20 protein-coding genes are annotated in these 22,031 nt (G+C 60.8%); 12 read left to right on the plus strand and 8 right to left on the minus strand.

Annotated elements, in window-relative coordinates; translation table 11 throughout:
- Position 1: 1 nt before the first annotated feature.
- Complete coding sequence (locus tag BG57_RS24595) at positions 2 to 271, minus strand: DUF1488 family protein (RefSeq protein ID WP_035969024.1); 270 nt, start codon at positions 269 to 271, stop codon at positions 2 to 4.
- Positions 272 to 626: 355 nt separating this feature from the next.
- Here BG57_RS24595 and BG57_RS31800 point away from each other — a divergent pair, with 355 nt between their 5' ends.
- Positions 627 to 938 (plus strand): DUF3331 domain-containing protein, encoded by a 312-nt coding sequence (locus BG57_RS31800; protein WP_229754008.1) that lies wholly within the window; start codon positions 627 to 629, stop codon positions 936 to 938.
- A 32-nt stretch (positions 939 to 970) separates the two neighbouring features.
- On the opposite strand, the gene BG57_RS24600 is transcribed toward BG57_RS31800, so the two are convergent.
- Positions 971 to 2,407, minus strand: a complete 1,437-nt coding sequence (locus BG57_RS24600; RefSeq protein ID WP_035969025.1) for an amidase — start codon at positions 2,405 to 2,407, stop codon at positions 971 to 973.
- A gap of 58 nt (positions 2,408 to 2,465) precedes the next feature.
- The gene (locus tag BG57_RS24605; RefSeq protein WP_035969027.1) at positions 2,466 to 3,173 is read right to left on the minus strand and encodes a YceH family protein; all 708 of its coding nucleotides are present in this window, start codon (positions 3,171 to 3,173) and stop codon (positions 2,466 to 2,468) included.
- A 400-nt stretch (positions 3,174 to 3,573) separates the two neighbouring features.
- Here BG57_RS24605 and BG57_RS24610 point away from each other — a divergent pair, with 400 nt between their 5' ends.
- A complete protein-coding gene (locus BG57_RS24610) occupies positions 3,574 to 5,046 on the plus strand; it encodes a circularly permuted type 2 ATP-grasp protein (RefSeq protein WP_035969030.1) in 1,473 nt (490 codons plus the stop codon).
- 56 nt (positions 5,047 to 5,102) lie between these two features.
- Positions 5,103 to 6,131: an alpha-E domain-containing protein gene (locus BG57_RS24615; protein ID WP_035969035.1), complete on the plus strand. Its 1,029-nt coding sequence runs from the start codon at positions 5,103 to 5,105 to the stop codon at positions 6,129 to 6,131.
- Between the two features lie 8 nt (positions 6,132 to 6,139).
- Here BG57_RS24615 and BG57_RS24620 read toward each other — a convergent pair whose 3' ends face one another.
- Positions 6,140 to 7,201, minus strand: a complete 1,062-nt coding sequence (locus tag BG57_RS24620; protein ID WP_035969036.1) for a zinc-binding metallopeptidase family protein — start codon at positions 7,199 to 7,201, stop codon at positions 6,140 to 6,142.
- A 131-nt stretch (positions 7,202 to 7,332) separates the two neighbouring features.
- Between BG57_RS24620 and BG57_RS24625 the strand changes: the two genes are divergently transcribed.
- Genes BG57_RS24625 through BG57_RS24635 form a run of 3 tightly spaced genes read left to right on the plus strand, consistent with a single transcriptional unit; the run spans position 7,333 to position 14,294 of the window.
- Positions 7,333 to 10,764 carry a transglutaminase family protein gene (locus tag BG57_RS24625; protein WP_035969038.1) on the plus strand — a complete coding sequence of 1,144 codons (3,432 nt, stop codon included), beginning with the start codon at positions 7,333 to 7,335 and terminating at the stop codon, positions 10,762 to 10,764.
- Between the two features lie 42 nt (positions 10,765 to 10,806).
- Positions 10,807 to 13,389 carry a circularly permuted type 2 ATP-grasp protein gene (locus tag BG57_RS24630; protein ID WP_035969039.1) on the plus strand — a complete coding sequence of 861 codons (2,583 nt, stop codon included), beginning with the start codon at positions 10,807 to 10,809 and terminating at the stop codon, positions 13,387 to 13,389.
- Complete coding sequence (locus BG57_RS24635; protein ID WP_035969041.1) at positions 13,386 to 14,294, plus strand: transglutaminase family protein; 909 nt, start codon at positions 13,386 to 13,388, stop codon at positions 14,292 to 14,294. Before BG57_RS24630 ends, BG57_RS24635 begins: the two co-directional genes overlap by 4 nt.
- 22 nt (positions 14,295 to 14,316) lie before the next feature.
- Here the strand turns inward: BG57_RS24635 and BG57_RS24640 are convergent, their stop codons facing one another.
- On the minus strand, positions 14,317 to 15,069 hold the full coding sequence (locus tag BG57_RS24640) for a FadR/GntR family transcriptional regulator (RefSeq protein WP_229753997.1): 753 nt from the start codon (positions 15,067 to 15,069) through the stop codon (positions 14,317 to 14,319).
- Positions 15,070 to 15,205: 136 nt separating this feature from the next.
- On the opposite strand from BG57_RS24640, the gene BG57_RS24645 reads away from it, so the two are divergent.
- The 5 genes from BG57_RS24645 to BG57_RS24665 all read left to right on the plus strand — a co-directional run bounded on the left by BG57_RS24645 (position 15,206) and on the right by BG57_RS24665 (position 19,122).
- Entirely contained in the window at positions 15,206 to 16,054 is an 849-nt protein-coding gene (locus BG57_RS24645; protein WP_035969042.1) for an NAD-dependent epimerase/dehydratase family protein, read from the plus strand.
- A 121-nt stretch (positions 16,055 to 16,175) separates the two neighbouring features.
- The gene (locus BG57_RS24650) at positions 16,176 to 16,922 is read left to right on the plus strand and encodes an amino acid ABC transporter permease (RefSeq protein WP_035969043.1); all 747 of its coding nucleotides are present in this window, start codon (positions 16,176 to 16,178) and stop codon (positions 16,920 to 16,922) included.
- Complete coding sequence (locus tag BG57_RS24655) at positions 16,919 to 17,572, plus strand: amino acid ABC transporter permease (protein ID WP_035969045.1); 654 nt, start codon at positions 16,919 to 16,921, stop codon at positions 17,570 to 17,572. Before BG57_RS24650 ends, BG57_RS24655 begins: the two co-directional genes overlap by 4 nt.
- Complete coding sequence (locus BG57_RS24660; protein ID WP_035969048.1) at positions 17,556 to 18,284, plus strand: amino acid ABC transporter ATP-binding protein; 729 nt, start codon at positions 17,556 to 17,558, stop codon at positions 18,282 to 18,284. The genes BG57_RS24655 and BG57_RS24660 overlap by 17 nt, the downstream gene beginning before the upstream one ends.
- A gap of 43 nt (positions 18,285 to 18,327) precedes the next feature.
- On the plus strand, positions 18,328 to 19,122 hold the full coding sequence (locus BG57_RS24665) for a transporter substrate-binding domain-containing protein (protein ID WP_035969049.1): 795 nt from the start codon (positions 18,328 to 18,330) through the stop codon (positions 19,120 to 19,122).
- A gap of 43 nt (positions 19,123 to 19,165) precedes the next feature.
- Here the strand turns inward: BG57_RS24665 and BG57_RS24670 are convergent, their stop codons facing one another.
- Positions 19,166 to 19,846 carry a dihydrofolate reductase family protein gene (locus BG57_RS24670; RefSeq protein WP_035969050.1) on the minus strand — a complete coding sequence of 227 codons (681 nt, stop codon included), beginning with the start codon at positions 19,844 to 19,846 and terminating at the stop codon, positions 19,166 to 19,168.
- A 57-nt stretch (positions 19,847 to 19,903) separates the two neighbouring features.
- Entirely contained in the window at positions 19,904 to 20,128 is a 225-nt protein-coding gene (locus BG57_RS24675; RefSeq protein WP_035969052.1) for a hypothetical protein, read from the minus strand.
- Positions 20,129 to 20,260: 132 nt separating this feature from the next.
- On the opposite strand from BG57_RS24675, the gene BG57_RS31805 reads away from it, so the two are divergent.
- On the plus strand, positions 20,261 to 20,845 hold the full coding sequence (locus BG57_RS31805) for an SLATT domain-containing protein (RefSeq protein ID WP_152562685.1): 585 nt from the start codon (positions 20,261 to 20,263) through the stop codon (positions 20,843 to 20,845).
- Here BG57_RS31805 and BG57_RS24685 read toward each other — a convergent pair.
- The gene (locus tag BG57_RS24685) at positions 20,772 to 21,638 is read right to left on the minus strand and encodes an ATP-grasp fold amidoligase family protein (protein WP_035969056.1); all 867 of its coding nucleotides are present in this window, start codon (positions 21,636 to 21,638) and stop codon (positions 20,772 to 20,774) included. The two genes, BG57_RS31805 and BG57_RS24685, sit on opposite strands and share 74 nt — an antisense overlap.
- Positions 21,639 to 22,031: the final 393 nt, after the last annotated feature.

Consider the following 22,031-nt stretch of genomic DNA (forward strand, 5'->3'; position numbering starts at 1 on the left):
CTCAGGAAGAAAAATCCATGACGTCGAGGTGGATCGAGTTCGACGGATGGGCCAGAAATTTACGGTGCACGCGGGCGCTGATGCGCTCGTAACCGTCGCTCAATGCCTTCAACAGGCGCTCGTCGCTGGCCCCGGCGGGCGCCCAGAAACACTGCTCCAGTGCCTTGCGGGTGATGTTGCATTGGATTTCCCGTTCGCGCGTGAAGGCGACGAAGCTGACCGAAGCGCGGTCCGCCGATATGGTGGCATTGATCGATAGCTTGCTAGTCATGATTCGACAGGAGTGTCCGGTTCGCTTTATTTTATTTTGTCAGAATTCAGCGTTTTTGCGCATCCTTCTTGCAGCGCGCAACGTGCGCCAGCGGGCATATGTGCAACGTATGCGTGTGCCCGGTAACTAAACGATCGTTCGTAAAAACTGCTTTGAATTGTCGTCGCGAATCCGGCCTCGACAAAACGCGGGCAAGAAAACGAAACGAGACTTGCTCAGGTGTACTACTCTAAGAACCGTCACCGAAGCCGATCCGCAGGGAGAAACCATGAGGCATGCGTCGCTGATGGACCCGTGGAGTTGCACCCTCGCCATGCTGGACGACAGAGCGAGCCGTGGCGTTCGCTCGCACGATATGCATGGCAGCCGCAATGACGCTCATTGCGCGCGTTCGGTCAATATCCGGCTCGTGGAGCGTTTGAGCGAGTCGACACTTGCACTATCGTGGCACGACCCGACGTCGTTCAATTACTCCGAGCAAGTCTGGGCGCTCTGCACTGCACGCAAGCGGGGCGTATGCGTGCTGAGTGGCGAGAAAATCCGGCGCGGGCAACCTGTGTATCGGCCAAGACGCGTAGGCAGCTGTGTGCCGCTCAATAGCGGGGCGATGATTCTTGCCTTTGCGCTTGCACCGTGGGATCAGAATACGCACACAGAGCCGGAGTGACGCATGGCCGTTCGCGCTTTTCTATTGCGAATTCAATCGAGTAACGTACTCTGCACGCGCGAATAGCCGCTTGCACGATCATAAGCCAGTCCCACCTGCATGACGGCCAGATCCATCTGAGCAGGACCGATGATCTGCAATCCGGCCGGCAAGCCGTTCGGCCCAAAGCCGGCCGGGGCGCATAACGCGGGCAAGGAAGCCATCGTCGCCGCAACGACCGCTTCCATCCAGCGATGATACGTATCCATTTCACGGCCACCTATGCTGGCGGGCCAGTGGAGTGTTGCATCGAACGGAAAGACTTGCGTTGCAGGCATCACGAGAAAATCGAAGCGCGTAAAGAGCGCGTTCAACGTCTGATACCACGCGGACCTGTCGCGTGCGGCGCGCGACACGTCTTCGCCCGACAAGCGCAAGCCGCGTTCAATCTCCCATACCGCCTCGGGCTTCAGCTGCGCCCGCTTCGCGGCGTCGCGGTAAAGCGGCGCATTCGTACCCGCGAACGTAAAGCTGCGCAGATCGAGCCACGCTTGCCACAAGCGTTCGAAATCGAAAGGCACCTGAACCGGTTCGACGATGCAACCCGCGGCCTCGAAATGCTTCAACGCGGACGCGCATGTATCGGCCAGGCCCGCTTCCATGGGCAAGTGGCCGTCGAGATCGCCGAGCCATCCAATGCGAACGCCGCGCATATCGCGTTCTAGCGAATGCGCGAATGCGGCGGGGGCGTCGCTTCGGCGTGAGAGTGGTGCGCGTGCGTCGAAGCCCGCCTGCGTCGAGAGCAACAGCCCGAGGTCTTCGACCGTGCGCGCGATCGGACCGACGACGCTGAACTGCTGGAAGAAGACATCGTCGGCTGGCGCATACGGCACGCATCCCGGCGACGTGCGGAAGCCGAACACGTTGTTGAACGCGGCGGGCGTGCGAAGCGAGCCCATCATGTCCGATCCATCGGCGAAGGGCAGCATGCGCAGGGCGACGGCGACTGCAGCGCCTCCGCTGCTTCCGCCTGCGGAGCGCGAGGGATCGAACGCATTGCGCGTCGTGCCATAGACGGGGTTATAGGTGTGCCCGCCTAGACCGAATTCCGGTGAATTCGTGCGCCCGATAAAGATCGATCCGGCGCGACGCATGCGCTCGTAAACAATGGCGTCTGTCTGACTGATCTCGCCCGCATAGATAGGGGAGCCTTTAGTCGTCACCATACCGGCAACGGGCAAGATGTCCTTGGGCGCTTGGGGAAATCCGTGCAAAGGTCCAGAACTCTCTCCGCGCGCGAGCTGTTCGTCGCGTTGTCTTGCCTGGCCGATGAGCGTATCGCGATCCTGCATCGCGACGATCGCATTGACTTGCGGATTGAAGCGCTCGATTTGAGCGAGATAAGCCTGCATCACTTCGACGCACGACACATCGCGCGTCTGAATGGCTTTCGATAGTGCGACCGCTTCGAGTGCAACGATATCGTTCATCGCGTTAGTCTTTTGGTAGCGCGTTGAGCTGCGTCGAATAAGGGCTTAAGAAGGCCTGTCACGCTTCCGACGATGGCTTCTCGAACGTCACGCCCAGTTCATTCGCCATGCGTTCCACCATGGCGCGTAATTCCGCGACTTCATGCACGAGGCGCTTCTGTTCAGCCTTGAGCGCCTCGAATTCGGATGGCGCATAGCTTTCACCGGCATCGGCCTGACGTATAGGCATGTCGCTCACACTCACTGCGCCACACAGAAGGTGCATCCAGCGGCTTTCCCGTTCTCCGGGCGTGCGCGGCAGTTTGACGACGCGCGGCGGATCGTTCGTGGCAAGTTCATCGAGAAAGCTTTCGACAGACGATATATCCGCGAAGCCATGCAGCCGCGCGCTGTTAGCCCGCAATTCGGCGGCCGTTTGCGGGCCGCGCAGAAAGAGCGTCGCGAGTAACGCAACGGATTGACTCGGCACGCCAAGCACGCGGTTGATGTTGTGCTCGAAACGCGGCACGCGGCTGCTGCTGCCCTCGATCACGAGCGAAAGGCGCTTGAGGCCGTCGATGGTCGTCAGCACTTCGTCCTCGGTGACATTCATCACCGGTGAACGCGCGGTCTTCTGATTGCAGCCGGCGATAAGAGAATTCAGCGATAGCGGATAGGTGTCCGGGACGGTCTGCTGCTTTTCGACGAGGACGCCGAGCACGCGCGCCTCCAGCGGCGTCAATTCACGCAAGGCGGGGCGAGGTGCGGCTTCGGAAGGTGTATTCATCGTGTCCAGGGATCGTGCGTTTAGATCCCTATCATACCGGCGTGGCGACGCTTAACATTGGAACGCGCACCAACGTGCGGCATGGACGTGCGCTGACTGGTGTGCAGATGCTTCAAATGCCGCGCTGTTTCGGTGCAGTGGAGCATACGACGGGCCAAAAGGCCGACATGGCATCGATGTTGCTCTTGATAAATCGGCACTGGGCCGCCCGCGCAATTGAAGCCGACGCAATACGGCATCGCGCTTAGAGGTCGCCTAAGGAAAACCGCATGTCGGCATGGTGCATGATTGCATCAGGCTTGCCGCGTCGTTAGGCTCTTCGATCATTGCGAGTGCAACCAGATTGAGTAAATAAGAGAGGGATCACGATCCCGGCCCGCACTGATAGGGAAGTCCGCCCATGACGCAAGCATTCTTCAACGAGATGTTCGAGCGCAATACTCTGGAGGTGCGCGGCGTGCCTCCATCGGCGTTTCGGGGTGTCGGCGATCCGCGCACGCATTACCGCGAGTTCCTTGACTGGCTGAGCGCGCAAAGCGAGCAGCAAATCGACCTAAAGCGAGCGGAAGCGGATCTGAATTTTCGCCGCGTCGGCATCACATTCGCCGTTTATGGCACGAGTGATCTTCCCGGCATCATCCCCGAGCGAACCATTCCGTTCGACGTCATTCCGCGCATTTTTCCCGCAGACGAATGGAGGGCGCTCGAACGCGGTCTCAGGCAGCGCGTCAACGCGCTGAATCGTTTTATTCACGACATCTATCACGATCAGGACATCGTCCGCGCGGGCATCATTCCCGAAGCGCAGATCGTCGGTAACGCGCAGTATCGGCCGCAGATGCGCGGTGTCGACGTGGCGCGAGATATCTACGCGCATATCGCCGGCATCGATATCGTGCGTGCGGGACAGGGCGAGTTCTACGTGCTCGAAGATAACCTGCGCGTGCCGTCCGGCGTGTCGTACATGCTGGAAAACCGCAAGATGATGATGCGGCTCTTTCCCGATCTCTTTGCGCGCAATCGCGTGGCGCCGGTCGCGCACTATCCCGACTTGTTGCTCGATACCTTGCGCGCCGCGGCGCCTGCCGGAGCGGACAACCCCAATGTCGTCGTGATGACACCGGGCATGTACAACTCCGCGTATTTCGAGCATGCGTTTCTGGCGCAGCAGATGGGCGTGGAACTGGTCGAGGGACAAGACCTGTTCGTCGATGGCGGTTACGTCTATATGCGCACGACGCAAGGGCCGCAGCGTGTAGACGTTATCTATCGCCGCATCGACGATGACTTTCTCGATCCGCTCGTGTTTCGCTCGGACTCCGCTTTAGGCGTCGCGGGACTGATTTCCGCGTATCGCGCGGGCAAGGTGTCGCTTTGCAATGCGGTAGGCACGGGCATCGCGGATGACAAATCCATCTATCCGTATGTCCCGGACATGGTGCGCTTCTATCTCGGTGAAGAGCCGATACTGAACAACGTACCCACATGGATGTGCCGCAAGCCCGATGATCTGAAGTACGTGCTCGCGCATCTGCCCGAACTGGTCGTCAAGGAGACGCACGGCGCGGGCGGTTACGGAATGCTTGTCGGACCGGCATCGACAACGGCGCAGATCGAAGAATTCCGCGCCGTGCTCGAAGCCAATCCGGAGAAGTACATCGCGCAGCCGACGCTCGCGCTTTCCACTTGCCCTACTTATGTCGAAACGGGCATCGCGCCGCGCCATATCGACTTGCGACCCTTCGTCTTGTCCGGGACCGAAGTGCGGATGGTTCCTGGCGGCCTGACGCGCGTTGCGTTGCGAGAAGGCTCGCTCGTCGTCAATTCGTCGCAAGGCGGGGGCACCAAGGACACGTGGGTGTTGGAACGCTAAGAACACTAAGGCGCTGAAGGGCGGATGGACCACCAAGACACAAAGCGAGAAAACCCATGCTAAGCCGCACCGCGGATCATCTCTTCTGGATGGCGCGTTATACCGAGCGCGCCGAGAACACCGCGCGCATGCTCGACGCAAACTATCAACTCTCGCTCTTGCCGCAATCGGACGAATACGCGGAACTCGGCTGGCGCGCAATGCTGTCGATCTCCGAGTTGAGCGGCACCTACTCGGCGGCGCATCACGGGATGAAGAGCCGGGAGGTCATTGACTTCATGGCGCGCGACATGATGAATCCGTCGTCGATTCTCAGTTGCCTGCGCGCCGCGCGGGAAAATGCACGCGCGGTCCGCAGCTCGACGAACAGCGAACTGTGGGAAACGCTCAATACGACGTGGCTCGATGGTCAGCGCATGCTTGCCGATGGCATCCTCGATCGCGAGCCGTATACGTTCTTCGAATGGGTGAAGTTCCGCTCGCACTTGTCGCGCGGCGTTCAGCTCGGCACGCTCGTCAAGGACGATGCGTTTTATTTCATGCGGCTGGGCACGTTCATCGAACGTGCGGACAACACGGCGCGCATCCTCGATGTCAAGTTCGAGATGATGGAGCAGCGAGCCGACACATCCGCGCAGCCCTTCGACTATCACCATTGGACAGCGGTGCTCGGTTCGGTATCCGGCTTCGAGGTTTATCGCAGGGTATATCGCGATGTCATCACACCGGAGCGCGTCGCCGGCTTGCTGATTCTTTATCGTGACTGGCCGCGTTCGATGGCCGCGAGCATCGCCGAAGTCGAAGAACTGATCGCGCGAGTCACGAAAGGCCGCGAATCGGACGCCGCACATTTAGCCGCGCAATTGAGTGCGGAATTAAAGAACGGCGACATCGGCGCGATCCTGCAAGGCGATCTGCACGCCTATCTCGTTCACTTTCTTGCGCGAGTGAATGATCTCGCAAGTCAGATCAGCCGCGAGTTCCTGCTGCCTATTGCACCGGAAACGACGGAGACACCGCAAGCGCCGGCGTCTTCGCCGACGCCGACACAGTCGCAGTCACAATCGCAAAGCTCGTCGAGTTGAACGTGCTCTTATCGCCTGGCCGCCGCCGCCACGACACGATGCACGAAACGCAATTTGTCGATCACGGGCGGCGCAAGCGCGAACGGATAACCGTCCGGCATGCCGAGACTGCGGTTCAGGCTGTTCAGTACATACGTGAGCGGAAACCAGCGAGTCATGAGGTTATCGAACGTAGTTTCTTCGATAGGCGTTTGATCGGTGAGCGTCGGTTCATTCGGACTGTCCGGCACCAGCACGAGACCGCAGGACACGGCCGTATCGAGCGTATCGACGATATGCAGATAATGCGCCCACGTCTCCGCCCAGTCTTCCCAGGGGTGCATCGTTGCGTAGGCGCTGATGTAGTTGTCGGCCCAGTTGGGCGGCGGACCTTCCTTGTAATGGCGGTCGAGCGCCGCCGAATAGTCTTGCTGTTCGTCGCCGAAAGCGGTGCGGAATGCCTTGACGCGGGGCGTATCCGCGATCAGGCGATCGAAGAAATAGTGCCCTGTTTCATGGCGGAAATGGCCGAGCAGCGTGCGATACGGTTCGTGAAGCGAAGAGCGGACCTTCTCGCGATGGGCGTCGTCGGCCTCGGCGATGTTCAGCGTAATGAGGCCATTGTCATGGCCCGTCATCACGCCTTTGCCTTCCGCATCGGCTTCGAGGAACTGGAATTCGAGCCCGTGCTCCGGATCTTCCTGACGAGACTTTACATCGAGGCCGAGCTCGTCGAGCGTGTAAAGCAGACGACGCTTCGCGTTCTCGAGCCGATACCAGTAAAGACGGTTGTTGGGCTGCGTGAGATTGGGGATGGTGCTCGTCAACTGACAGGAACAGCACAACGTATCGTCGGAGTCCGCAGGAATGACCCAGTTGCAGACATTCTCCACGGAATAGTTGTGACAGGGCTTATAGAACGAATCTTGAGCGAGCGGATGCAGGCTTTTCCAGCGGCCGTCTTCATTCTCCTCGAAGGCGCTGATCTGACTCAACTCGGGCACGAACCCGAGCCGTGCGCCGCATTTTTCGCAGTGCGTGTTTTCGAAGAACACGAGTTGATTGCATCGATTGCAATGGAAGGTCTTCATGTTGGGGACCGGAAGGAGGGATCGGGCCGAATATTGCGCGGTGGGCCAGCGCGATGGTTGCAAGGAGCGTGCCGCTCGCCCGGCGATGCCCGAGCCCGCTAACAGAAAGAGAACTGATCGAGGAGTTGCGTGTGTCTATTCGCGTCGCGTTGAACCATGTCACGCATTACCACTATGACCGCCTGGTCGGCCTCTCGCCGCAAGTAGTGCGCTTGCGGCCCGCACCGCATTGCCGTACGCCAGTGCTTTCGTATTCGTTGCGCGTCGAGCCAGAAGAGCACTTCATCAACTGGCAACAGGACGCGTTCGCGAACTATCAGGCGCGGCTCGTTTTCCCCGAGAAAACACGGGAATTCAAGGTGACGGTCGATCTCGTCGCGGAGATGGCCGTCTACAATCCATTCGATTTCTTCCTCGAACCGTCTGCGGAAACGTTTCCCTTTAGCTACGCGCCGGATCTAAGGCACGACCTCGCGCCTTACATGATCAAGCGTGAGTTGACGCCGCGCTTTGCGGCCTTCATCGAGAGCATCGACCGCTCGTCGGCACATCCTACGGTGGACTTTCTCGTCGAACTGAATCAACGCCTGTCGCAGGACATTCGCTATCTGATTCGCATGGAGCCGGGCGTGCAGACGCCGGAGGAGACGCTTGCGCGCGCAGCAGGATCATGCCGCGATTCGGGATGGCTGCTCGTGGAAACGCTGCGGCATCTGGGGCTGGCGGCGCGTTTTGTATCGGGCTATCTGCTGCAACTCGCGCCCGACACGAAGTCGCTCGATGGTCCGAGCGGCACGGAAGTCGATTTCACCGACTTGCACGCCTGGTGCGAAGTCTTCCTGCCCGGCGCAGGCTGGATCGGCTTCGATCCGACTTCTGGATTGCTGGCGGGCGAGGGGCATATCCCCGTTGCCTGTACGCCGGAACCGGACAGCGCAGCGCCGGTGTCCGGCGCCGTCGAAAAGTGCGAAGTCGAGTTCAGTCACGCGATGTCGATCGAACGCGTGCTCGAAACACCGCGCGTCACGAAACCTTATAGCGAGGAGGAATGGGACGCGGTGCTGCACATGGGCGCGCAGGTCGATGCGCAACTCGACGCCTCGGACGTACGCCTGACGATGGGCGGCGAGCCGACCTACGTCTCGGTACGCGATCGCGATGCACCCGAATGGAACACCGACGCGCTCGGGCCGACCAAGCGCGCGTACGCGGTATCGCTGATGAACAAGCTGCGCGCGCAGTATGGCGATGGCGGCTTTCTGCACATCGGTCAGGGCAAGTGGTATCCGGGTGAGCAGTTGCCGCGCTGGGCGTTGTCGCTTTACTGGCGCGCGGATGGCGAGCCATGCTGGACCAACCCCGCGCTTTTTGCCGACGAAAGGCATCCGGCGAACTATACGTCCGACGACGCCGCCCGTTTCATCGAGCATCTGGCCGGCAAGCTGTCATTGAATTCAGAATTCATTCAGCCCGGCTACGAAGACACGTGGTACTACCTGTGGCGCGAACGCCGGCTGCCCGTCAACGTCGATCCTTTCGACTCCCGCCTCGACGATGAACTGGAACGCGTGCGCCTGCGCCGCGTCTTCGATGCGGGTTTGCCATCGGTGATCGGCTATGCGTTGCCGATTGCGCGCGTCGAAGCCGATGCCGCGCAGCCCGCGCGATGGACGAGCGGTCCGTGGTTTCTGCGCGACGAACGCATGTACCTTGTTCCGGGCGATTCCCCGATGGGTTACCGCTTGCCCCTCGATTCGCTGCCGTGGGTGTCGGAAGGCGACTACCCTTGGCAACACGAGCACGATCCGTTCGCGCCATCAGTCCCGCTGCGACGGGCCGCCGAGCTTCGCGTGCAATATGCGGATTTGAATGCGGCATCCGGCATGCGGCATTCAAAAAACCGCATGCAAGCGGATTCGACAACGGCGAACACCGAGCGCATGCCTGCGCATGGCGAATCGGCCGCATGGGTCGCACGCACAGCAGTGTGCGTCGAAGCACGCGATCCCGCACGCGCTGCTGGCCCGAAGGCCGAAGCGCAGGCGTTGGAGAAGGGCGGCCAGGGCAGCAAGCTGATTCATGTCTTCATGCCGCCGCTGACGGGTATCGACGATTATCTGGACTTGCTCGCCGCCGTCGAAGCGACCGCTGCAGAGCTTGAGGTTCCCGTCATCATCGAAGGCTATCCGCCGCCGCGCGATGCGCGGCTCAAAGTGCTGCAAGTCACGCCCGATCCTGGCGTGATCGAAGTGAACATTCATCCGGCGTCGAACTGGAAGGAACTGGTCGATCACACCGAGTTTCTCTACAACGCAGCGCACGAGTCGTATCTGAGTCCCGAGAAATTCATGCTCGATGGCCGGCACACCGGAACGGGCGGCGGCAATCACTTCGTGCTCGGCGGCGCCACGCCGCCCGATAGTCCGTTCCTGCGACGCCCCGATCTGCTCGCGAGCCTCATCGCGTACTGGCACAACCATCCGTCGCTGTCGATGCTGTTCTCCGGTCTATTCATCGGCCCGACGAGTCAGGCGCCGCGCGTCGACGAGGCGCGCAACGATCAGGTCTACGAGCTCGAGATTGCATTCGCGGAACTTCAGCGACAGATCGACCTGCTCGGCGGGCGCGACAGCGCGGCCGTGCCGCCGTGGCTCATCGATCGCATTCTGCGCAACATCCTGATCGACGTGACGGGCAACACGCATCGCGCGGAATTTTGCATCGACAAATTGTATTCACCAGACGGTTCGACCGGCCGGCTCGGGCTGCTGGAACTGCGCGGCTTCGAGATGCCGCCGCATGCGCGCATGAGTCTCGTGCAGCAGTTGCTGTTGCGTGCGCTCGTCGCCCGGTTCTGGCAGACGCCGTACACCGCGCGCCTCACGCGCTGGGGCACGGAATTGCATGACCGCTTCATGCTCAGCACTTTCGTGCAGATGGACTTCGACGACGTGCTGACCGACCTGCGCGACGCGGGCTTCGCATTGGAGCGCAACTGGTTCAATCCGCATTTTGAATTCCGTTTTCCGCTCGTGGGTGAATACGATACGAACGGCCTCTCGCTCAGCATCCGCAATGCGCTCGAGCCCTGGCATGTGCTGGGCGAGACGGGGGCGATCGGGGGCACGGTGCGTTACGTCGACTCGTCCGTGGAGCGGCTCGAAGTGCGTGTCATCGGCATGAACGATAACCGCCATGTGGTGACCGTCAACGGCGAGCGGCTGCCGCTGCAATCGACGGGGCGTGTGAGCGAATACGTCGCGGGCGTGCGCTTTCGTGCGTGGAGTCAGGCGCAATCGCTGCATCCGACAATCGACGCCCATGCGCCGCTCACGTTCGATATCGTCGATACATGGACAGGCCGCTCGATCGGCGGCTGCCAGTATCATGTGGCGCATCCGGGCGGGCGAAACTATGCGACGTTCCCCGTCAACGCCTATGAAGCGGAAAGCCGCCGGCGAGCACGCTTCTTCGCGAGCGGCCATACGCCGGGGCGCGTGGAGACGGAGCCGCTGGAACGCAGTATCGAGTTTCCGTTCACACTCGACATGCGCCGTCTTTGAACATAGCGAACAGCGCACGCATACCACACGGAAGAGACGACCTTGGCGTTTCAATCGACACTGCCATTCGATGCGACGGCCTCGCGCATCGACCCGCTCACGCTATTGCGAGCGTTGCCCGCTCGCGAAGGCCGCTGGGACGAACTGCGCGATGCATCGGGACAGCTGCGCGAGCCGTGGCGTCACTTCTTCGATCTGCTGGGCGAACAGGGCATCGCGCGTCTCGACGATAACGTCGCCGCAGTCGCGCAACAGGTCCGCGACAACGACATCACGTACAACGTCTATGCCGATAACGGCGAGCCCCGAGCATGGTCGCTCGATCTGCTGCCGCTCGTGATCGACGAGGACGAATGGGCCGCTATCGAACGCGGCGTGGCGCAGCGGGCGCGTCTGTTGGAGGCCATCGTCGCGGATGTCTATGGTCCTCAAACGCTCCTTGAACGCGGGCTTCTACCGGGTGCGCTCGTGTTCGGGCATCCCGGCTATCTGCGTTCGGTGAAGGGCTTCGTGCCGCCGAACGGGCGCTTCCTGCAGATCGTCGCGGTCGATCTCGCGCGATCGCCATCGGGTGCATGGACGGTCATCGCGCATCGCACGGAAGCGCCTTCCGGACTGGGCTATGCACTGGAGAACCGGCTGATCGTCGCCAGCCTCTTCACCGAGCCTTTCCGTGCGATGCGCGTAAGCCGCCTCGCATCGATGTATTCGCAACTCGTGGCTACGCTCGCGCAAGCGGCACGCGCGACGATGCGCGACGACGAAGCCGATCGCAACGATGCGCCGCACATTGCGTTGCTGAGTCCGGGCCCTTTCAGCGAGACCTATTTCGAGCATGTGTTTCTCGCGCGCTATCTCGGCGTGACGCTCGTCGAAGGCAAGGACCTGACGGTACGTCAGGACAAGCTCTACCTCAAGACGCTTGTGGGCCTTTCGCGTGTGCATGCCGTGCTGCGCCGTCTCGACGATGCGTTCTGCGACCCGGTCGAACTGCGCGCGGACTCGAGCATCGGCGTGCCCGGTCTTTTGCAGGTGATGCGTGCGGGCAACGTGGCGATATCGAACGTGCCGGGCGCGGGCTTCGCCGAATCGCCGGCGTTCAATGCGTTCTTGCCCGGCATCGCCGATGCGTTGCTGGATGAAGCCCTCGAACTGCCGACGGTTCCCACATGGTGGTGCGGCGAAGAGGCGGCCCGCCGTGAAGCGTTCGAACAGCTCGATGCCGCGTTGCTCGTGCCGACGTGGCCGGGTGTGCAGGCGGATCATGTGCCCGGTATCGAAGCGGGCGTGCAGCAGCTCGCGCAATGGCGCGAGCGTATCGAGCATGCGCCCGATGGGTTTACGGTGCAGGAGAACTTGCCGTTCTCGTGCGCGCCGCGCTTCCACGATGGCGCGCTCGGCGCGCGTCCGTGCGTAATGCGCGCCTACGCGATCGCCGATATCGACGGGACATGGCGCGTCATGCCCGGAGGCTTCACGCGCCTTGCAGCCGATCAACGTGCGACGGTATCCATGCAGTTCGGCGGCAGCAGCGTCGATACATGGGTGCTGTCGAGCCATGCCGTACCGGCTGCGCCGCTGCGCCCTTCGATGCAGCCCGGTGATCTGCGCAAGCATCGCATCGTATCGAGCCGTGCCGCCGAGAATCTTTTCTGGGCAGGCCGCTATGGCGAACGCGCAGAAAACAACGTGCGCCTGTGCCGCCTGTTGCTCGGTTCACTCGATACGAGCGACGCCGATGCGATGTTCAGTACGCTCGTCGAACTTGCGACGCAATGCGGCCTCATCCCGTCGATCGACACGCTCGCACGTAGTTCGCCGCATGCGTTCGAGCGTCTGCTCGTTGCGGGGCTGGCGGAGCATGCGACGGCGACGAGCATCGGCGGCAATCTCGCGGATCAGACGCGCGCATGCGGCGAGATACGCGACAGGCTTTCGACCGATCACTGGCGCACCATCCTCGCATCGCGCAACGACTTTCGCGATGCGCTTGCGCGTCTCGGCCTGGCATCGCCGGAAGCGGGCGCCGATTATGACCGGGTGATGCTCGCCGGCGCGCTCGAACATCTTGCGACGCAGCTCCTTGCGATCAGCGGCGCGCAAGGCGATCGCATGACGCGCGATCAGGCATGGCGGCTCATCTTCATCGGGCGGATGATCGAACGCGTATCGACGATGGCGACCTTCTTACGCGTCGCCGCCGAGCACAGCACGCTCGGTTTGCCCGCGGGCTTCGATCTGCTATTGCAGCTCTTCGACAGTACGTTGACGTATCGCTCGCTTTATCCGGGGCGAATAGAAGTGCCTGCGCTCATCGATCTGATCGTGGTGGATCGGACCAATCCGCGCGGACTCTATGGCGTCTATGCACGCCTGTGTGCGAAGCTCGATGAAATAGCCGCTGCGGCGGGAGGGAGTCGGCACGGAAGTTTCTCTGGAATCCTTAACGAACTGAATGCGTTGCCTCCACTCGAAGCGCTTTGCGAAACGGACGACGACGGCCGCCATGTCAATCTCGTTCGCTTATGCAACTCGATGATCGCATCGGTGAGCGCCGCGTCGAGCGAGATCAGCGCGCGTTATTTCAGTCATGCCAACCCGCTTGCTGCGCAGGTTTCATCATGAACGGGACGCTCGACGCCAGCGATAAATCCACGACGCTTGCAGTCACCCATCGCACGACCTATCGCTATTCGACGCCTGTCGAAATCGCGCAGCATCTGGCGACCATTCGTCCGTTGCATTGTCCGTGGCAGCAGGTGATCGCACATACGGAGCGCATCGAACCGCCGCCGTCGTATGTGCACAGCCGTGTCGATGCATTCGGCAACGACGTGCTTTACTTCTCGCTCGATGCGCCGCACGAACGCCTTTCGATGACGAGCGAAACCACGGTGCGTCTGAGTCCGCGCTGGAACAAGCTCGATCCGAATGCGACGCCAGCCTGGGAAGAAGTCGCGCACAGGCTGCGCTTTTGCGCGGGCGCGGCTTTCGTGGCGGAGAGCGAGTACTGCTATGCGTCGCCCAACATCGTGATGAATGAAGCACTGCGCGATTACGCACGAGCGAGCTTCACGAAGGGCACGCCGCTGATTGCGGGCGCGATCGACCTCATGCATCGCATTCATGCCGACTTCGAATACCGTCCCTTGTCGACGGCATTCGACACGCCGGCCACACGTGCATTCGAACTCAAACACGGCGTATGTCAGGACTTCGCACAAGTGATGATCGGATGTCTGCGTGCTTTGGGCCTGCCTGCGCGCTATGTCAGCGGCTATTTGCGCAACGATCCGCCGCCGGGCCATCCACGTCTGATCGGCGCCGATGCCTCTCATGCGTGGATTTCACTGCATTGCCCGCAAAGCGGATGGATCGACCTCGATCCCACTAACGATGTCCTTGCCGATCTCGATCACGTGACATTAGCGACGGGCCGCGATTACAGCGACGTCTCGTTGTTGCGCGGCATGATATTGGGCGGCGGTTCGCATCACGTCGATGTGGCGGTGAACGTGCTCGCACTGTGAGCACCTGGCGCTAAGTAACGCGTCAGCTCTGCGCGCGCCGCAGTCGCTCCCTGCTGTTGATGAGATGCAGACGCATCGCGGTGCGGGCCGAATCGGCGTCGTTGCGCTCGATCGCGTCCGCGATCTGCTCGTGCTCGCGATTCACGCGCAGCAGATAATCGGCGTACTCGTCGTGCGGAATCGCCGTGGCCGTCAGCCGCGTGCGCGGGAACATGCGCAAGCCGAGATGCTCCATGATTTCGACGAAATAGCGATTGCCCGTCGCGTGCGCGATCTCGAGATGGAAGCGAAAGTCCGGTGAGACCGTGTCCGCCGCGCTGTCCACGCTGCCCGCGAAATCGTCGAGCGCGGCGCGCATCTTCGTGAGCCTCGCGGCATCGCTGCGCATGGCCGCAAGGCCCGCGGATTCGGTCTCCAGACTGATGCGCAATTCTAGGATCGCGAGCGCATCCATCGAGCCGGCAACATCGGCGGGATCGAGTTGCAAAAGCGGTGATGCCGCCGCTTCACACACGAACGTGCCGATGCCATGCCGCGTCTCCACGAGCCCCGCTGCCTGCAACCGCGACAAGGCTTCGCGCACGACAGTCCGGCTCACGCCGTAGCGTTGCACCATCTCGGCTTCCGTCGCGATCCTGCTACCCGCCGATAGCGCGTGCGATTCGATCTGCGCGCGCAGCGCATCGACGAGTTGTGTCGTCAGACTGCGCCGCGCACCGGGCGCGTGTGATATCGCTGCATTGGCGAAGACAAACGAATCGGGCGGTGGCGTCACGGCGCTCCTGTGTGGTTTTGACAAGCGTTGACAAATCGTCCGGTAAGTGATGATATGCGCCATGTTGTGATATGACAACGTACAAGAAACGCGCGCAGGGTAATCCCTAGTCGTGAATGCAGGAGACAAAATTCGCATGGCATACCAAACAGACGCGCCAGGGCAAGGCGACGGCTTTACACGCTTGCTGCTGACGGGCGCAGCGGGTGGCATCGGCAAGGCAATCCGGCATCGCGTGGCCGAGTTCGCACAAGGCATTCGAATCTCGGATTTACCGGGCGCGATCTCGAACGACGCCGCGCCGCACGAGGAAGTCGTGCCCTGCGATCTCGCAGACCGCCAGGCAGTGGACGCACTCGTCGCCGGTTGCGATGCGATCGTTCATCTCGGGGGCGTATCGGTGGAGCGGCCCTTCGAGGAAATTCTGGAAGCGAACATCAAGGGCGTTTTCCATCTTTACGAAGCGGCGCGCCGTCATGGCGTGAAGCGCATTGTGTTCGCAAGCTCGAACCACGTCACCGGGTTTTATCGGCAGGATGAACGGATCGATGCCAGCGCGCGCAAGCGGCCCGATGGCTACTACGGACTGTCGAAGTCTTTCGGCGAAGACATGGCCCAGCTGTACTTCGACCGCTACGGCATCGAGACCGTGAGCATTCGCATCGGCTCGGTGTTTCCGGAGCCGAAGGACCGCCGCATGATGGCGACGTGGATGAGCTACGACGACTTCCACGACCTCCTGCGGCGCGCGCTTTTCACGCCGGACGTGGGGCACACGATCGTGTTCGGGACGTCCGCGAACGCGTACACCTGGTGGGACAACCGCGACGCCGCGCATCTGGGATTCACCCCGCGAGACTCGTCCGAGCAGTTCCGCGCGAAGGTGGAAGCGACGCCGCCGCCCGCCGCCGACGACCCGGTCGCCGTCCTTCAAGGCGGCGCATTCACGACGATCGGGCCGTTCGATCCGCTGCCGCCGGTTTAATGCATGCCGCATGCAACATGCTGAATGCCATCGCGCGTAGTCAGTCGTCATACGTCAACTACGCTCGTTTGGCATAGCTGGCCGAACCGAAGTCTGCGCCCTGTCAAAGGACATCGCTGCCATGTTTTCTCTCGACTTCTCTCCATTGCTGCCGTACTGGCCGACGTTCCTTCTGGGTGCCTGGCTCACGCTCAAGATGACGTGCGTGGCCGTGTTCTTCGGCCTGATACTCGGCATGGCCGTGGCCTTCGCCAAACGCGCGAAAGTACCCGTCGTGTCGCGCCTCTGCATCGTTTATGTCGAGGCCGTGCGCAACACGCCGTTTCTCGTGCAGATCTTCCTGCTGTACTTCGGGCTGGCGAGCATCGGCTTACGCATGCCGACCTTTGCGGCTGCCGCGCTTGCGATGACCATCAACATCGGCGCTTACGCAGCCGAGATCATTCGTGCCGGTCTCGAATCGGTGCCTCGCGGACAGATCGAAGCCGCCGAATGTCTTGGGCTGCCGAAGTGGCGTATCGGCTGGCATGTGATGCTGCAGCCGTCGATCGAAAAGGTGTATCCGGCACTCACCAGCCAGTTCTTGCTGATGATGCAAGCCTCCGCGATTGCCTCGCAGATATCGGCTGAAGAGCTCACGGCCGTCGCCAACACAGTGCAGTCCGATACGTTCCGCTCACTGGAAACTTACATCGTGGTGGCTGCGCTCTATCTGGCGCTGTCCTTGCTCATCAAACTCATTGCGTGGGCCATCGGCGAGCATGTGTTCAAGCGCCGCCGCGCGATCCGCCTTGCGGCCAAACGTGCGGGCAAGACGCCGCCGGATCAGCAGCGCATCGACACGGTCATTCCCGGGGGCGCGGCATGAGCGGCGGATTCACATACTCTCATCTCGTCTATCTGGTGCAATCCATCGGCTGGACGCTGGTGCTGTCCGCGCTTGCGTTCGTGCTCGGAGGAATAGGCGGCTTCGCCGTGATGCTCGCGCGCATCTCGCCGCGCCGGTGGCTCGCGCGGGCGGCGCTCGTGTTCATCGAAGCGATTCAGGGCATCCCGTTGCTGATTCTGTTGTTCATCGTGTACTTCGGGCTGTCGGTCTATGGCTATCAAGTGCCCGCCCTCGTCGCGGCAGGCATGGCGTTGATGGTCTATTCGAGCGCTTATCTCGGCGATATCTGGCGCGGCTGTATCGAAGCGATGCCGAAGCCGCAATGGGAAGCCGCCGAGTGCCTGTCGCTTTCGCGCTGGCAAAGCCTGCGGCTCGTGATCATTCCGCAGGCCATGCGCCTCGCCTTGCCGCCGACGGTCGGCTTTCTCGTGCAGCTCATCAAGATGACGTCGCTTGCTTCGGTGATCGGCTTCATTGAATTGACGCGTGCGGGCCAGATCATCAACAACTCGATCTTCCAGCCATTCCTCATCTTCGGATTGGTCGGCGTGTTCTATTTCCTGCTGTGCTATCCGCTCTCGCGCTGGAGCCAATCGATGGAGAACAAGCTCAATGTCAGCAATCGTTAAGGTCGACGATATTCACAAGAGCTTCGGCTCCAATCACGTGCTCAAGGGCGTTTCCTTCGAGGTCAACAAGGGCGAGATGATTGCTGTGATCGGCGCGAGCGGCTCCGGCAAGAGCACGGCCTTGCGCTGCATCGACCGGCTCGAGACCGTGGATCAGGGGCAAATCGAAGTGTGCGGCATTCGCGTCGATGATCCCAAGGTCGATTTGCATCACTTGAGGCGCGAAGTCGGCATCGTATTTCAAAGCTATAACCTGTTCCTGCACCTGACGGTCGAAGAGAACATCATGCTCGCGCTGCGGCACGTCAAAAAAATGCCGCGCGACGAAGCGCGGCGCATTGCGTTGAACGTGCTGGAGCAAGTGGGACTCGGGCCAAAGGCCGATGCGTATCCCGAACAGTTATCGGGCGGACAGCAGCAGCGCGTGGCGATTGCGCGTTCGCTTGCCATGTCGCCGAAGGTCATGCTGTTCGACGAAGTGACCTCCGCACTGGACCCGCAACTCACGGGCGAAGTGCTGCGCGTGATGGAGGACCTCGCCGCGGACGGCATGACGATGCTGCTCGTCACGCATGAAATGGCCTTCGCCAAGCGCGTGGCGGATCGCATCATCTACATGCATCACGGCAAGGTCTGGGAGGTGGGCGATGGCGGGATGCTGGACGCCCCGCGCACGCCCGAACTGCGAGCGTTCCTCGATAACGGTCTTTAATCGGCTTCAACTTCTTGCACATTCATAACGACGGAGACACCACTTGAAAGCCAGTAAATTCATTGCACGCGCTGCTTTGGCAACCTTCATGTTCGCGGGCGCGATGCATAGCGCGATGGCCGATCAACTCGACGACATCAAGAAAGCGGGCGTGGTTCGCGTCGCCATCGCCATGGGCACGCCGCTTTTCAGCTATGCCGACGAGAACCTCAAGCCGGCCGGCTCTGATGTCGATACCGCTGCGGCGCTTGCCAAAGACCTCGGCGTGAAGCTGGAACTCGTGCAGATCACCAACGCGGCGCGCGTGCCGACCTTACAGGCGAAGCGCGCGGACCTCGTCATCGCTGATCTTTCCATCACGCCGGAGCGTGCAAAGGTAGTCGATTTCTCGACGCCGTACGCGGTCATCACGATCATCGTGGGCGGCATCAATAGCGCGAAGGTGAAGGACTATGCGGATCTCGATGGCAAGACGGTCGGCCTCACGCGTGCAACCGTCAACGACACGCTGACGACGCAGCTCGCCAAGGGCGCGCAGATTCAGCGCTATGAAGACGACGCGACGCTCATCACGTCGATGGTGACAGGCCAGATCGACGTGTTCTCGAGCACGCCGTCGAACCTGCAGGAAATGCAGCGCCGCGCGCCGCAACGCCACATCGAGATGAAATTCGAGCAGAAGAATTTCGATCTTGGCATTGCGATGAACAAGGACCAGCCGCGTCTGAAGGAGTGGGTGAACAACTGGGTTCACACGAACATGCAGAACGGCAATCTCAATACGATCTACAAGAAGTACCACGGCCGTGACTTGCCGGATGCCGTGCGCAAGAGCTAGGTCGTTCTGGAAGCGGCGGATTATCCGCCGCTTCGTGAGGCCATCAGGCCTTGCGTGTATAGCGCAGCCAGACGACATCATTGTCGAGCGTCTGCACTGACTCCAGTTTCAGATATGCCGGCTTTTGCCACTTGTTCATTGCGACTTCAAACGACGACGGATGCGCTTCCCGTCCGTCGACGAGTGGAATCAGCAGTACGCTGACTTCGTCGGCCAAGCCCGCATTCACGAAAGCGCCCGACACGTGGCCGCCTCCTTCGACGATCAGCTTATCGACTCGCAGTTCGCGCTCCAGCGTGTCGACGACGCGTTTGAGATCGATATCTTCTTTCCCGCCGAACACATACGACGCGCCAATGGATTGCAAATAGGCGAGATAGTCGTCCTCCACCGTTTCGGCAAGCACTTCGACGATATGAGAATCGAGTGCGGTGCTGCTTTTCCATGCGACACGTCCCTTGGGATCGATGGAAATGGCGTATTGACTGGCGTCGCGCGTGGCGAAGTGGTCGGTGCGTGGAATCGGCTCTTTAGCCAGGCCGCGCGGATAGTCCCGGTCCTTGCCGTGTGAGATTTCCTGCATCGTCACGCGGCCGCACGCCCACGCGTCGGCCTTGAACGTGGCAGCGGTTTCTTCATAGCAGGGGGAGGCGAAGCTGAGATGCCAGCCATCGGTCAGGCTGCGGCCATCGACCGACGACATCATGTGGCAAACGATATGCATGGCTACTCCAGCGTTGTCGAGTGCAACGCTGGTGCAAGGCCTGTGCCCATATCCGACTCAGTCTGGCTTTTGATCCGGCGGAAGCGGCCCTTCCTCGTCGATGGTGCTTCCCTGACGCCAGACGTCCTTGCCCGCCTCGGACAGTTCGCCGCTGCTCGAATTCTTGCCCGCCTCCGTGCCTTCGACCGCCATATCGCCGCCTGCCTGCTCTTGCGACGGTAGTTTCTCGCCTTCGCGCGCCGCGATGCGATCTTCCTGCGACCCGCCTGCATGTGTTGACATAGGCCCTCCATGAAATGGAACTACTGGCCGATAGAGCAAGCGCTAGGCCATCCCAAGCGAAGCACATAAGAGACGATAAATGTCTCTGTCCTCATGCAAGGTGTCAGTCATTAACCATAAAGTGCTTCAAACATGACTGACTTTGCGACGAGCACGGAACAGGCTAAAGACAGCCTCAGATATCATCCGCCGGACGATACCCGATCATTACTGCTTCAATGGATAAGACGCGCGCGCGATGCGCAAATCCGCCACTATGCAATGGCGGACCGGCTATCGGCATATGGAAGACACCTCGGGCTTGCAGTGATCGGAATGACCGCGCTAACGGGTACGTCGTCGTTTCTATCGCTGGTGTCGACCGCCGTGTCGCCCGAGTTGAGAATCATCGTCGGGATGACGAGCATGGGCGCGGCCGTTCTCGCTTCGCTGCAGACCTTCTTGCGCTTTAGCGAGCGCGCCGATCTTCATCGAAGAGCCGGCGCTCGCTATGGCGCTGTCCGGCGACGACTGGAAGCGATGCTCGTGCGCAGCACGAACGGCCAGGACATGTGCGACATGACGGCGGTGCGCGATGAACTCGATCGCATCGCGCAAGCGGCGCCGCATGTACCGCGACGCGTCATGCGCTGCCCGCCGCACGTCAGCTCATCAACCGGCCCCATTCATAGTCGACGGCATCGGGACGCATCGGAAACACGCCAGCCCCCGGCGTGAACGTCAATTCGCCGAAGTAGATCTTGTCGCCGGGTGCATAGAGATCGACTCGCACATATTCGAAGCCTTCGGCAAGCGCGGTCGCGATCGAAAGCAGCTTGTCGAAGTTGTCCGGACGCGGCAGCGGCACATCGCTGCGCGCGTAATGGCCAATGGCGATGTCGAGCCGGTTCCAGTCGCCGTCGTACATATCGCCGCGCGGATGTTCGCCGAAGCGGTCCGAAATGAGCGCGGTAAAGACCGTCGGCTTGCTCTCGCCTGCGCGGAAGAAGCAATGCATCTTGATGTCCGCGGGCACGATGCCGGTCTGCTCGAGCAGCAGCTCCTCGAAGAAAATCCGCGGGCTGATGGTGCGGTAGTGGCGTTCGCGCGCCACGCGATAAAAGTCCGTTGCCAGCCACTGCTGCGCCAGCGCATGCAGTTCTTCGAAGGTCGTCTCCGACTTGTTGCGGACCAGCTTGACGAAGCCGCTTCCGTGATTCGCCTTCATCACGAAGCGATCGGGGAGGGCGTCGAAGACATCGCGCGTGAACTTGTCCGGCGCGGCGTAGAGCTTCGGCAAGTGCTCATCGCCGATCTTGCTGCGAACATAATCGCGCACGGTCAGCTTGTCCGTCAGATCGACGAACCTCGGGTCCGGATACAGGCAGCGGTAAAGAATCTTCTCGTTGAAGGTTTTCGGCGCTTTGATATTAGGAAAACGGCCGACCTTGTGCAAATGGGCGATGCGCAAAAATACGCTATCGGGCAGCCAGTCCTTGGCGCCGTCGACCAACCTTTTGGAAAGCGACATTCTTTCTCCCGGATAGGACGCGGTGTGTCGTTGTGTCAGTGATCGAACAAATGATACTTACGTTTGTAAATTAGGCAACGGTTTGACTACCTGAAAATGCATCCGCTTGCGCCGTGCGCGGTATCGCACAGACATGGCGTTATTCGTCTGACCTTGCATTAAGAGGACGGTCGTGCGTACGGAATTAGCCAACGCGTTAATACCTGAATGTAGATCGTAGCCCGAACCCGAGCGGAACGATGCAAGCATTAGTAACGAGCCCTTGCCCGCAATCCCGGCGTTCGTAAAATCGGTCATCCGGTCCGCTAAATGCGATTGATTTACCGTTTAACGGCTTACGTTGATTAATGCGGGTGATACAGGGGAATGGGTAAGGGCGGTGCATGTCAAGGA

The sequence above is a fragment of the Caballeronia grimmiae genome (assembly GCF_000698555.1).
Classification (GTDB): domain Bacteria; phylum Pseudomonadota; class Gammaproteobacteria; order Burkholderiales; family Burkholderiaceae; genus Caballeronia; species Caballeronia grimmiae.